Source organism: Clostridium beijerinckii (genome assembly GCF_018223745.1).
GTDB classification, from domain to species: Bacteria; Bacillota; Clostridia; order Clostridiales; family Clostridiaceae; genus Clostridium; species Clostridium beijerinckii.
In genome coordinates, this window is the sequence record NZ_CP073653.1 from 1,231,922 (window position 1) to 1,245,300 (window position 13,379).

The 13,379-nt window shown below is 31.9% G+C and carries 10 protein-coding genes and 1 riboswitch; all 10 genes read left to right on the plus strand.

Translation table 11 applies throughout. The features are described 5' to 3' along the window. Positions 1-255: 255 nt before the first annotated feature. The 10 genes from KEC93_RS05650 to KEC93_RS05695 all read left to right on the plus strand — a co-directional run bounded on the left by KEC93_RS05650 (position 256) and on the right by KEC93_RS05695 (position 13,115). Positions 256-4,002 carry a phosphoribosylformylglycinamidine synthase gene (locus KEC93_RS05650; RefSeq protein WP_039770444.1) on the plus strand — a complete coding sequence of 1,249 codons (3,747 nt, stop codon included), beginning with the start codon at positions 256-258 and terminating at the stop codon, positions 4,000-4,002. A gap of 409 nt (positions 4,003-4,411) precedes the next feature. Continuing rightward, positions 4,412-4,891 carry a 5-(carboxyamino)imidazole ribonucleotide mutase gene (purE, locus tag KEC93_RS05655; RefSeq protein ID WP_017210869.1) on the plus strand — a complete coding sequence of 160 codons (480 nt, stop codon included), beginning with the start codon at positions 4,412-4,414 and terminating at the stop codon, positions 4,889-4,891. Further along, positions 4,891-5,598, plus strand: a complete 708-nt coding sequence (purC, locus tag KEC93_RS05660) for a phosphoribosylaminoimidazolesuccinocarboxamide synthase (RefSeq protein WP_011968398.1) — start codon at positions 4,891-4,893, stop codon at positions 5,596-5,598. Before purE ends, purC begins: the two co-directional genes overlap by 1 nt. Positions 5,599-5,855: 257 nt before the next feature. Next, the gene (gene purF / locus KEC93_RS05665) at positions 5,856-7,271 is read left to right on the plus strand and encodes an amidophosphoribosyltransferase (protein WP_011968399.1); all 1,416 of its coding nucleotides are present in this window, start codon (positions 5,856-5,858) and stop codon (positions 7,269-7,271) included. Between the two features lie 69 nt (positions 7,272-7,340). Then, positions 7,341-8,342: a phosphoribosylformylglycinamidine cyclo-ligase gene (purM, locus tag KEC93_RS05670; protein ID WP_011968400.1), complete on the plus strand. Its 1,002-nt coding sequence runs from the start codon at positions 7,341-7,343 to the stop codon at positions 8,340-8,342. Beyond that, entirely contained in the window at positions 8,330-8,941 is a 612-nt protein-coding gene (gene purN / locus KEC93_RS05675; RefSeq protein WP_039770439.1) for a phosphoribosylglycinamide formyltransferase, read from the plus strand. Before purM ends, purN begins: the two co-directional genes overlap by 13 nt. A 13-nt stretch (positions 8,942-8,954) precedes the next feature. Continuing rightward, the gene (gene purH / locus KEC93_RS05680) at positions 8,955-10,463 is read left to right on the plus strand and encodes a bifunctional phosphoribosylaminoimidazolecarboxamide formyltransferase/IMP cyclohydrolase (protein ID WP_077868058.1); all 1,509 of its coding nucleotides are present in this window, start codon (positions 8,955-8,957) and stop codon (positions 10,461-10,463) included. A 415-nt stretch (positions 10,464-10,878) separates the two neighbouring features. Then, positions 10,879-12,129, plus strand: coding sequence for a phosphoribosylamine--glycine ligase (gene purD / locus KEC93_RS05685; RefSeq protein WP_077841359.1), 1,251 nt, complete (start codon positions 10,879-10,881; stop codon positions 12,127-12,129). Between the two features lie 241 nt (positions 12,130-12,370). After that, a riboswitch (cyclic di-GMP riboswitch) is annotated at positions 12,371-12,453 on the plus strand. A 61-nt stretch (positions 12,454-12,514) separates the two neighbouring features. After that, the gene (locus KEC93_RS05690; protein ID WP_154861613.1) at positions 12,515-12,694 is read left to right on the plus strand and encodes a hypothetical protein; all 180 of its coding nucleotides are present in this window, start codon (positions 12,515-12,517) and stop codon (positions 12,692-12,694) included. A gap of 118 nt (positions 12,695-12,812) precedes the next feature. Next, on the plus strand, positions 12,813-13,115 hold the full coding sequence (locus KEC93_RS05695; protein ID WP_077868057.1) for an HAD family hydrolase: 303 nt from the start codon (positions 12,813-12,815) through the stop codon (positions 13,113-13,115). Positions 13,116-13,379: the final 264 nt, after the last annotated feature.

Sequence of the window (13,379 nt, forward strand, 5' to 3'; positions counted from 1 at the left end):
TAAATATATAGTTCGTAAAAACATAAATTAAATGAAAAATTAACATAAAATAGGTTGACAACATACGTGTTGAATGATAATCTTATGGTATCGATACGAAAGTTAGTAGAGTGTTATCGGAAAACATTCGCCATTACGAAGGTGTAGTGAGTAGGTAAATGAAAAAAATAACAAGTATAATATACAAGTATATTGACGCGGTATTTTTTGAATGCACCTAGGCTAAATCTCATAATATTTTTTGGAGGAATTAAAATGTTAAATATTAGAAGCGTATTCGTTGAAAAGAAAAAAGGATTTAATGTAGAAGCTCAAAGTTTATTAAATGATTTTAGAGATAACTTAGGAGTAACTGGATTAGAAGACGTAAGACTTGTTAATAAATATATAATATCAGATATACCTGAAGAATATTATAATAAGGCTTTACATACAATTTTTTCTGAAGCAACAGTAGATGTAGTTTACGAATCAGAATTACCAATGAATGAAGGAGAAGTAGCTTTTGGTGTAGAATATTTGCCAGGTCAATACGATCAAAGAGCAGATTCAGCTTCAGAATGTCTAGCTCTATTAACAGCAGAAGACAAGGTTGAAATAAAATCAGCTAAAGTAGTATTATTAAAAGGAAACCTTTCAAAAGATGATATTGAAAAAATTAAGAAATATTATATAAACCCAGTCGATTCAAGGGAAGTAGATATAAATAGCAAAGATTTATCATCACTTTCAAACATACCTAAAGATGTACAAATCTTAGATGGATTTACCAGCAAGACATTGGATCAATTAAAAGAATTTCATAGTGGACAAGGTTTGGCTATGAGTATTGATGATCTTCTTATGATTCAAGATTATTTCAAAGGAGAGAAAAGAGATCCAAGTATAACTGAAATTAAAGTTATAGATACATACTGGTCAGATCACTGTAGACATACAACATTCTCAACTATATTAGAAGATATCCAAATTGAAGATAATAAATATACAGCTCCAATAAAAGCAAGTTATGAAGGTTATATAAAATCTAGATCATATGTTTATGGCGAGAAAGAAAAGAATAAAACTCTTATGGATATGGCAGTAATTGCTATGAAAGAACTTAGAAAAAGAGGAAAACTTGAAGATCTAGATATTTCCGAAGAAATAAATGCTTGTTCAATTAACGTGAAAATTGAAACTGATAAAGGCATGGAAGATTACTTAGTAATGTTCAAGAATGAAACACATAACCATCCAACAGAAATTGAACCTTTTGGTGGAGCAGCAACATGTCTTGGTGGAGCTATAAGAGATCCACTATCAGGAAGAACTTACGTATATCAAGCAATGAGAGTTACAGGAGCAGCAGATCCAACAGTTCCAGTTGAAGATACATTAGAAGGGAAACTTCCTCAAAGAAAGATAACACTTGGAGCAGCTCATGGATATAGTTCATATGGAAATCAAATTGGTCTTGCAACAGGTCAAGTTGAAGAAGTATATCATCCAAACTATGCAGCAAAGAGAATGGAAGTTGGAGCAGTTATTGCAGCAGCACCTAAGGAAAATGTGGTAAGAGAAGAACCAGCTTTAGGAGATGTTATTATCTTACTTGGTGGTAGAACTGGAAGAGACGGTGTTGGAGGAGCTACAGGTTCATCTAAGGAACATACAGTAGATTCACTTAATGAATGTGGAGCAGAAGTTCAAAAAGGAAATGCACCTACTGAAAGAAAGCTTCAAAGATTATTTAGAAATTCTAAAGTAGCAAAGATGATTAAGAGATGTAATGACTTTGGTGCAGGTGGAGTTTCAGTTGCAATTGGAGAACTTTGCAGAGGATTAGATATAGATTTAGATAAAGTTCCAAAGAAATATGAAGGTCTAGATGGAACAGAACTTGCGGTTTCAGAATCACAAGAAAGAATGGCAGTAGTTGTTAAGAAAGAAGATGCAGATGAATTTATAAGACTTTCAAACGATGAAAACTTGGAAGCCAATTTAGTTGCACATGTTACTGATACAGATAGACTTAGATTATTCTGGAGAGGTAAAAATATAGTTGATTTAAAGAGAATATTCTTAGATACAAATGGTGCAACTCAAAAGACAAATGTTACAGTTAAAGCTCCAGTTGATTATCCATATGTAGTAGCAGATATTGATGTTAAAGAAGAATGGATAAATAATTTAAGAAAATTAAATGTATCATCTCAGCAAGGATTATCAGAAAGATTTGATGCAACAATAGGACATGGAACAGTACTTATGCCATTTGGTGGTAAGTATGCAAAGACTCCAGCAGAAGGAATGGCAGCTAAAATCCCAGTTCTAGATGGAGAAAGTGCAGATGCTACATTAATGACATTTGGATTTAATCCAGAATTAGGTACTTGGAGTCCATATCATATGGCATACTATGCAGTAATTGAAAGTATATCAAAACTTGTAGCTATGGGTGGAGATTACAGAAAAGCTAGGCTTACATTCCAAGAGTATTTTGAAAGATTAGGATCAGAAAGCTCTAGATGGGGAAAACCATTTGCAGCATTGCTTGGTGCATATGAAGCTCAAATGGCATTTGAAACAGCAGCAATCGGTGGTAAGGACTCAATGTCAGGAAGTTTTGGAGATTTAGATGTACCTCCAACATTAGTATCATTTGCTGTAGGAGTAGAAAAAGCTAGAAATATAATATCACCAGAATTTAAAGAAGCAGGATCAAGTTTAGTTTTACTTCAAACTGAAAAACTAGAAGATGGAACTATAAATTTAGATAAGATTAAGAAGAACTTAGACGTACTATATAACTTAATTCAAAGCGGAAAAGTAATTTCAGCATCTGCTGTTAAGTATGGTGGAGTTTCAGAAACTGTTACTAAAATGACACTTGGAAATAGAATTGGTGCAGAAATTGAAAACTTAACAAAGGATGAGCTATTTGGATTTAACTATGGAACTATAGTACTAGAAGTTAAGAATGGTGTTAATGTAGAAGAAGAATTCAAAGAGTGTTTATATAAAGAAGTTGGTAAGACAATAAGTTCAGCAGTTATAATTTCTAAGGAATATGATTTGAATTTAGATATAGAAGCTTTAGAAAAAACATACGAAGAAAAATTAAGCTCAGTATTTAAAATTAAAACTGAAGATGTAGAAGGAAAAGTAGAAACAGTTTTATATGATAAGAAATCAACACTTTCTCCAGCAATTAAAGTAGCTAAGCCAAAGGTTGTAATTCCAGTATTCCCAGGAAACAACTGTGAATATGACTGTGCAAGAGCATTTGAAAAAGAAGGAGCAGAAGTAACTCAAGTAGTATTTAGAAATATTACTAAAGAAGCACTTAATGAATCTATTGAAAGACTTGCAAAAGAAATAAGTACTGCTCAAATTCTTATGATTCCAGGAGGCTTCTCAGCAGGGGATGAACCAGATGGTTCAGGTAAATTCATTGCCAATGCTCTTAGAAATGAAAAGATAAGCAATAGCGTGATGGAATTACTTAAGAATAGAGATGGATTAGCACTTGGTATTTGTAACGGCTTCCAAGCGTTAATTAAATTAGGATTAGTACCATATGGCGAAATAGTTGATATTAAAGAAGATATGGCAACATTGACTTACAACAATATAAACAGACATATGTCTTCAATTATAAGTACAAAGGTTGTTTCAAATAAATCACCTTGGTTCAGTGAAGTTAATGTAGGAGATATACATTCAGTTGCAATCTCGCATGGTGAAGGAAGATTTGTTGCACCAGAAAGCTTAATTAAAGAATTAATTGCTAATGGTCAAGTGGCAACTCAATATGTTGACTTTGATGGAAATGTATCATTAAATATGCCGTTCAATCCAAATGGATCAATGTACGGAATAGAAGGTATAACAAGTCCAGATGGAAGAGTCTTAGGTAAGATGGCACATAGTGAAAGAATAGGAACAGATTTATATAGAAACATCCCAGGAGACTTTGATCAAAAGATCTTCAAAGCAGGAGTAGAATATTTTAAATAAAAGTTGAAAGTTAGCATTGCTTGCTGATTGCTAACTCTCAATTAGATGAAAGATGCAGAATATAAAAATAGTTATATATTTAAAAATTTAAATAGTTATATATTTAAAAATTTAAATAGGTATATATGTAAGAAGTTAAATTTTTAAATATGTACAAAGTTAAGTATATAAATATTTAAAAAGATAAATATGAAGATATGTAAATAGATAAATATATAAATATGTAAATATTTATAGTTGTAATGCGGGTTACGGGTATTTAAAGGAAACTCGACTCACGTTCGTTCGCTGAGTAAGTTCGAAGAGCGAAATCAAAGATTTCGATTCTCACTTATAATGCGGGGTACAGCCCTTAAGAGAAATATATAAATGTATTAATAGGAACATTACAAAAACAGGAGGCTTAAAAATGCAGGTAGCAATATTTTTTGGAAGTAAATCAGACACAGAAGTTATGAGAGGAGCGGCAAATGCTTTAAAGGAATTTGGAGTAGAGTACAAAGCGTTTATACTTTCAGCTCATAGAGTGCCAGAAAAGTTAGAAGAAACATTAGAAGAAATTCAAGCTCAAGGATGTCAAGTTATTATAGCTGGAGCAGGGCTTGCAGCACATTTACCAGGAGTAATAGCATCAAAGACAATACTTCCTGTAATAGGAGTTCCAGTTAAGGCAGCTCTTGAAGGTGTTGATGCATTATATTCTATAGTACAAATGCCAAAGTCAATCCCAGTTGCAACTGTTGGTATAAATAACAGCTACAATGCAGGAATGTTAGCGGTTCAAATGTTATCAGTTAATAATGATGAATTAAAAAATAAATTAAAAGAATTCAGATTAAATATGAAGAAAAAATTCATTGAGGAAAATGCGGAAGGGGTAGAACTATAATGGAAAAATTAGAAATGTTATATGAAGGAAAAGCAAAGAAAATTTACGCAACAGATAAGGCTGATGAAGTAATTGTATATTACAAAGACGATGCTACAGCATTCAATGGAGAAAAGAAAGGCCAAATCGAAGATAAAGGTATAATGAATAATGCTATAACTTCAGTATTATTTGAAATATTAGAAAAAGCAGGAGTTAAAACTCATTTTATAGAGAAACTAAATGATAGAGAACAATTATGTAAAAAGGTTGAAATAGTACCACTTGAAGTAATAGTTAGAAATGTTGCAGCAGGAAGCATGGCTAAGAGATTAGGTCTTGAAGAAGGATTTAAACTTAAGACTACTGTATTTGAATTATCATATAAAGATGACTCATTAGGAGATCCATTAATAAATGATTATCATGCAGTTGGAATTGGTGCAACTACTTTTGAAGAATTAAAAGTAATCTATGATATGACAGCAAAAATTAATGACACTCTTAAAGCTGTATTTAAAGAACAAAACATAAACTTAATTGACTTTAAAGTTGAATTTGGTAGATGTGCTGATGGAACAATAGTTTTAGCTGATGAAATATCACCAGACACTTGTAGATTCTGGGATGCAACAACAGGAGAAAAATTAGATAAAGATAGATTCAGAAGAGACTTAGGTAATGTTAAAGATGCTTATGTTGAAATATTAAAGAGAATTTCTAAGTAGTATATATTTAGAATCAAATTTACTATAAAATTTATATTAGAATGCAATTAGCAATGCACAATGAGGGAACTAAGTTCGCAGAGGAAGGTTGAGAATTCGTACATTAAGTCTTGAGTGTTATTTTGAATTCTCATTTCTCTGATGAAGTTTGATGAATTATGTGATTTAGAAGTCAAAAAAAATTTCATCCTTAATTGTGCATTAGTTCTCATGTATTTTAAGTTTTTCAAAAATAGATTAGTGAAAGGATTGTATAGATGAGTAATCCGAATTTTGAATTAATAATGGATCCAAGTAATGATAAATTTAAGGATGAGTGTGGGGTATTTGGAGTATATACTAATAAGCCAATAGATGTAGCATCAATGACTTACTATGGACTTTATGCTCTTCAACATAGAGGGCAGGAAAGTGCTGGAATTGCAGTAGCAGATGGTGAAAAAATTGACATACATAAAGGATTAGGTTTAATAACTGAAGCATTTAAGCAGGAAGATTTACAAAAGCTAAAAGGTCATATAGCTATAGGCCACGTAAGATATTCAACTGCTGGTGGAAAAGGCATTGAAAATGCTCAGCCAATACTCGTTTCATCAAAGATGGGACCAATAGCTATGGCTCATAACGGAACTTTAGTAAATGCAGATGTAATAAAAGAATTGCTTGAAGATGGAGGACAAATTTTCCATACTACAACAGATTCTGAAGTAATTGCATGTCTTATAGCAAGAAGTGCAAAAAAAGGTTTTGCAAAAGCAGTAGTTGATGCTATGTCAGCTGTTAGAGGTTCATTTGCATTAACTATTATGTCAAAGGATAGATTAATTGGGGCTAGAGATCCACATGGAATTAGACCGCTTTCGTTGGGGAAAATTGAAGAAGGTTACATTCTAACTTCAGAAAGCTGCGCTTTAGATGCAATAGGTGCTGAATTTGTAAGGGATATAGAACCAGGAGAAATAGTTATAATAGATAGTGAAGGAATACAATCATACAGATATTCTGAAAATACTAAATGTCAGACATGTGCTTTTGAATATATTTATTTTGCTAGACCAGACTCTAGAATTGATGGGCTTGAAGTTCATACAACAAGAGTTAAAGCAGGAGAACAGTTATATAAAGAGCATCCATTAGATGCAGATGTTGTTATAGCAGTTCCAGACTCTGGAATACCAGCAGCTATTGGATATGCAAAGGCTTCTGGTATACCTTATGATACTGGATTTATTAAAAACAGATACGTTGGAAGAACTTTTATATCGCCATCTCAAGAAATTAGAGAAAGAGCAGTTGCAGTAAAGTTAAATCCACTAAAATCAAACTTAGAAGGAAAAAGAGTTATACTTATTGATGACTCAGTAGTAAGAGGCACTACATCAAAACATTTAGTTGAATCACTTAGACGTGTAGGTGTAAAAGAAGTTAGTTTCTTACTAGCATCACCAAGTGTTAAGTATCCATGTTATTTTGGAATAGATACACCTTATAGAAGTGAGCTTGTTGCTGCTAATAATACTATAGAAGAGATTAGAGATATGATTGGAGCAGATTATTTAGGATATCTAAGTGAAGAAGGCGTTTATAAGAGCTGCGGTGATAGAGAAGAATTTTGTATGGGATGCTTTAATGGAGTTTACCCAGTTGCAACACCAGTAGAGAAAGAGATATAGACATCTAAGGCACATTCATCTATTGTTTTTTGAATATGTCAATAGCATTTTGAAAGGTGGAGTTAATAAATGATTACTTACAAAGAAGCGGGAGTTAACATAGAAGAAGGATATAAATCAGTTAAGCTTATAAAAGAATATGCAGCAAGAACTATGAGTCAATATGTTTTAAATGGTCTTGGAAGTTTTGCTGGGATGGTTGAATTACCATCAGGCTATGAAAAACCAGTTTTAGTTTCTGGAACTGATGGAGTAGGAACTAAACTAGAAATCGCATTTAAGAACAAGAAGTACGATACAGTTGGTATTGACTGCGTAGCTATGTGCGTAAATGATATTTTATGCCATGGGGCAAAACCATTATTTTTCTTAGATTATATAGCTTGTGGGAAGCTTGAAGCTGAAGTTGCAGCAGATTTAGTTAAAGGTATATCGGATGGATGCGTTGATTCTGACTGTGCCTTAATTGGTGGAGAAACAGCTGAAATGCCTGGATTCTATTCAGATGGAGAATATGATATGGCTGGATTTGCAGTTGGTATAGCTGATAAAGATAAGATTATTAATGGAAGCAATATTAAAGATGGAGATAAGTTGATTGGTATAGCCTCTTCTGGAATACATTCTAATGGATATTCATTAATCAGAAAAGTATTCCCAGATTTAAATGAAGAATTTAATGGTGAAGAAGTATGGAAGACATTAATTACACCAACTAAGATTTATGTAAAACCAGTACTTAAATTGTTAGAAAGCTATGAGATTAAAGGTATGGCTCATGTTACAGGTGGTGGATTTATAGAAAATGTTCCAAGAATGTTTAATGGTGGGGACTTCACAGCTGTAATTAACAAAGATTCATATCCACTTCCAGCTATATTTGAAAGAATCATTGAAAAAGGTGTAGACAAGGAGCATATGTATAACACTTTTAACATGGGAATAGGGTTTGTTCTTGCTGTTAAAGATGAAGATGTGGAACCTATTATAAAGGCTTTAGTAGAAATGGGAGAAAAAGCTTATGAAATAGGATACGTAACATCTGGGGGTGAAGGTATTTGTTTAAAATAGCGGTCTTGGTTTCTGGGGGCGGAACAGACCTACAATCGGTAATAGATGCGGTTGAAAGTAACTATATGAATGTTAAGATAGAGATGGTTATAGGAAGCCGTGATAATATTTATGCTTTAGAGAGAGCAAAAAAGCATAATATAGATACTTTTGTTGTTAATAGGCGTGAATATGGTGAAGAATCCTCTAACAAGATCTTAGAATTAACAACGGGAAAGGTTGATTTAATAGTTCTTGCAGGATTTTTGGCAATTTTAGATGGGGAAATATTAAAAGAATTTGATAATAGAATTATAAATATTCATCCATCTTTAATTCCATCGTTTTGTGGACCTGGAATGTACGGATTAAAGGTTCATGAAGCCGTAATTAAAAGTGGTGTAAGATTTTCAGGATGTACAGTTCACTTTGTAAATTCTGAAGTTGATGGGGGTGCCATACTTCTTCAAGAAGTTGTGCCAGTTTATTTTGAAGATGATGCGGAAACACTTCAAAAGAGGATTTTAGAAAAAGAACACGAAATATTACCTAAGGCAATTAAGTTAATTAGCGAAAATAAAATCAGAGTAATTGATGGTAGAGTCAAGATAGAAGAATAAAGGAGGCCTTTTCGTGAAAAAGAGAGCTTTAATAAGTGTATTTGATAAAGAGGGAGTTTTAGATTTTGCTAAATTTTTAGTATCTAAAGATGTTGAAATTGTATCAACAGGTGGAACTTATAAATATTTGAAGGAAAATGGATTAAATGTAATTGAAATCAATGAAGTTACTGATTTTCCTGAAATGTTAGATGGAAGAGTTAAAACGCTTCATCCATTAGTTCATGCTGGAATATTAGCGATAAGAGACAATGAAGAACATATGAATACATTAAAAGGAAGAAATATTCATACTATAGATTATGTAGTTGTAAATCTATATCCATTCTTTGAGAAAGTTAAAGAAGATTTAGAATTTGAAGAAAAGGTTGAATTTATAGATATTGGCGGACCTACAATGCTTAGAGCAGCGGCTAAGAATTTTCAGGATGTTGTAGTAATTTCTGATAAAAATGACTATAAAGTTGTTATGGAAGAGATTGAAACAAATGGTGAAACTTCTTATAAGACTAAGAAGAAATTGGCTGGTAAAGTATTTAATCTTATGAGTGCTTATGATGGGGCTATTTCAAACTTCTTGTTAGCTGATGATGAAGAAGAATATCCAGAATATCTTTCAGTTTCATATAAGAAGATGCAAAGTCTTAGATATGGCGAAAATTCACATCAAACTGCAGCTGTTTACGCATCAACAATGCTTGATGGAGCTATGAATACTTTTGAAACATTAAATGGTAAGGAATTATCTTATAATAACTTTAAAGATGTTGATATAGCTTGGAAATGTGCTAATGAATTTGATGAACCAGCATGTTGTGCATTAAAACATAATACACCTTGTGGTGTTGCAATTGGAAAAGATTCTTATGAAGCTTATATGAAGGCATATGAAGTAGATCCAACTTCAATATTTGGGGGAATTATTGGGTTTAATAGAAAAGTAGATAAGAAAACTGCTGAGGAAATGGTTAAAATTTTCTTAGAAGTTATAGCTGCACCAGAATATGATGAAGATGCTTTAGAAGTTTTAAAGACTAAAAAGAACTTAAGAGTTCTTAAATTCCATAATACTCCAAAGGCAGATAAATATATGGTTACAGTTGATGGAGCAATGCTTGTTCAAGAGGAAGACAATAAATTAGTAGAAGAAATTAAAGTTGTAACTGAAAAGAAACCAACTGATGAGGAAATGAAAGATTTATTATTCGGAATGAAAGTAGTTAAATACGTTAAATCTAATGCTATAGTTGTTGCTCATAATGGAATAGCACTTGGAATTGGCGGAGGTCAAGTTAACAGAATCTGGCCAACAGAAGATGCTTTAAAGAGAGGAAAAGGAGCTACAATCCTTGCATCAGATGCTTATTTCCCATTTAGAGATGTAGTTGATGAAGCTGCTAAAAACGGTATTAAAGCTATAATTCAACCAGGTGGTTCAATGAATGATCAAAAATCAATAGATGCTTGTAATGAACATGGGATAGCAATGGTATTTACAGGATATAGACATTTTAAACATTAATATAAATAAGTTATTTGTATTAGGTAATTAAGCAATAAATTCTATATTGAATTGAAAATATATAATAAAAACCCTGTGTTTTTTAAAGTTAATTGTTATAGATAAACAAGTTATGAATTAGACTTATGCTTTGAAATGACTCCCACATTAGAAAGAAAGGGTACTCTTTTGTGCAGTGTTGCATCTGAGAATATGGCTGTAGGATTTCTTCATTAGAAGTTGTTCCATTTTTGCTTGTCCCAATCTTGTGTTGGGAGCATGCAGAAATGGGCGCAACTTTTGATGTTAGAAATCCACAGTTATATTCTCTAAGTCAACCGAAACAATGGAGTATCCTTTCTTTCGGTTGGTTGTAACATAAGCTATGGGTGTATACTGTTTATCTATAACGGAATATTATTTTGGAGGTATGTAAATGAAACTTCTTTTAATTGGTTCAGGTGGTAGAGAACATGCTTTGGCTTGGAAACTTGCAAAAAGTGAAAAGGTTGAAAAAATATTTGTTGCTCCAGGTAACGGTGGAACTGCAATTGAAAATAAATGCGAAAATGTAAATATAACTGATATTGATGAATTAATTAAATTTGCTAAGGAAGAAATTATTGACCTTACAATAGTTGGGCCAGAAGATCCTTTAACAAAGGGAATTGTTAATAAGTTTAAAACGGAAGGATTAAAGATATTTGGACCAGCTGAAAATGGAGCAATGCTTGAAGGTAGTAAAAGCTTTTCTAAAGAATTTATGAAAAAGTATGGCGTTAAGACAGCAGAATACGAAACATTTACAGATGTCAATGAAGCGCTTAAATATTTAGAAGTATGTCCTTATCCAACAGTGGTTAAAGCAGATGGTCTTGCAGCAGGAAAAGGCGTTGCTATATGTGAAACTAAAGAAGAAGCAATAGATGCAGTAAAATCTTATATGGTAGATGATATCTTCAATGGAGCGGGTCAAAAAATAGTAATTGAAGAATTCCTAGAAGGTGTTGAGGCATCAATTCTATCTATTACTGATGGAAAGACAATAATTCCATTTATATCAGGTAAAGACCATAAGCAGATATTTGATGGAGGTAAAGGACCAAACACAGGTGGAATGGGAGTATTAGCACCAAATCCTTATGTTACAGAAGATGTGATGAAGGATTTCGAAGAAAATATTATGGCTAAGACTTTAATCGGTATTAGAGAAGAAAGCTTTGATTATAAAGGAATAATCTTCTTTGGTATCATGATTACTGCAAAAGGAACTTATCTTTTAGAATATAATGTAAGAATGGGAGATCCTGAAACACAATCAGTTCTTTATCTAATGGAAAGTGACTTAGTAGAAGTCATTGAAGCAGCATTAAGAGAAGAATTAGATAAAACCACAGTTAAGTGGAACGATGGTGTCTGCATAAATGTTGTTTTAGCATCTAAAGGATATCCAGGAGATTTTGTTAAGGGTTATGAGATAACAATTGATGAAAAAGTTAAAGATAAAGTATTTTTAGCAGGAGCTAAAGTAGAAGATGGAGTTTTAAAGACTAACGGTGGAAGAGTATTATCAGTTATTGGTCTTGGAAAAACTCTAGAAGAAGCTAGAAAAGACGCTTACGAAAATATTAAATATGTCACTTTTGAAGGAGCATATTGTAGAAGTGATATAGGAACACATAAATAAATATATATTAAAGAAATGAGCTATTAGGTATTATTATGATTTTAGTCAACAATGCTTAATAGCTTATATATATTTCAAAAATAATCCGTTATCATAATTCTAAAAATATTGTAAGAATTTTAGCCAGAATTGTGAATTGTAACATATATGTTGAAATTTAAAATTCCGTCATTTTATTCGCTATTTGTTCATTGATTTCTAATTGATTCAATGTTAAAATAATCATGAAATAGTAATATTATGTATATAAGGAAACTGTGATTCGAATATTTACTTGGGCACTTTATATTCGATGAGTTAATAGTGCAACCGACCTTTTTATTAAGGTCGGTCTTTTTTTGCTGACTCAAATATAGATAAGCCAATTATAAACTATATCTAGACTATGAAATATGTACTAACTAGAAATAAGAATTATGCTTTTGTGAAATGTTTCATTAGGAATTTGATGGTTCTGATTCTTAGATTGGAAGTTGTTCCAAGTATGCTAGTTCAAAGCTTGTCTTTGAAGCTAGCATCTTGGGTACAACTTGTAATCTTAGAATCATCCATCATAATTCCTTAGAAACTGGAACAACAGCATAATGCTTATTTCGGTGAGTTATATGCATAGGTTTAGATTTCACTTGGCATATCTATAAATAAGTATATAGATAATAAATTAAAATTGAGGTGCAATCTTTATGTTATTTTTTAATAGGTTAAAGAAATATGATGAACATGGGTTTGATTCAAAAGGAATTCATAAAAACGGTACAAAATTTAATGAAGAGGGTTTTGATAAAAAAGGGGTTCATAAAAATGGCACATATTTTAATATAGAAGGCTACAATATAGACGGGTACGATAAATATGGATATGATAAAGAAGGATATAATAGTGGAGGATATGACAGGCAAGGATATAACAAGATGGGATATAACATAAAAGGATATGATAGGAAAGGGGAATTTTTAGAAACAAGATATAAATGGAAAGTGAAATAGAAAAATAAAAATTGCTATAAATTAATTCAATATATATTGCAAAAATAATTCTTCATAAAATTTCTAAAAATATTGCAATAATTCTAAGCATAATTGTGAAATGTGCATTGTGAATTGCAACATATATGTTTATTTAGTAGATTTATGAAAAATTCATTTGAAACCACTAATGCAGGGGGATCTTCTCGCGCATGTTCTAAACTTCATTAGGACAAGCAAGAGGAGAACAGCTCTGCATTAACTGTTTTTAACAGCTTATTTTTA

Excerpts from the sequence above, each read along its gene's own strand:
- KEC93_RS05690 (WP_154861613.1), top strand. The coding sequence starts at position 12,515 with ATGAAATATGTACTAACTAGAAATAAGAATTATGCTTTTGTGAAATGT.
- KEC93_RS05650 (WP_039770444.1), top strand. The coding sequence starts at position 256 with ATGTTAAATATTAGAAGCGTATTCGTTGAAAAGAAAAAAGGATTTAAT.
- purC (WP_011968398.1), top strand. The coding sequence starts at position 4,891 with ATGGAAAAATTAGAAATGTTATATGAAGGAAAAGCAAAGAAAATTTAC.
- purE (WP_017210869.1), top strand. The coding sequence starts at position 4,412 with ATGCAGGTAGCAATATTTTTTGGAAGTAAATCAGACACAGAAGTTATG.
- purF (WP_011968399.1), top strand. The coding sequence starts at position 5,856 with ATGAGTAATCCGAATTTTGAATTAATAATGGATCCAAGTAATGATAAA.
- purM (WP_011968400.1), top strand. The coding sequence starts at position 7,341 with ATGATTACTTACAAAGAAGCGGGAGTTAACATAGAAGAAGGATATAAA.
- purD (WP_077841359.1), top strand. The coding sequence starts at position 10,879 with ATGAAACTTCTTTTAATTGGTTCAGGTGGTAGAGAACATGCTTTGGCT.
- KEC93_RS05695 (WP_077868057.1), top strand. The coding sequence starts at position 12,813 with ATGTTATTTTTTAATAGGTTAAAGAAATATGATGAACATGGGTTTGAT.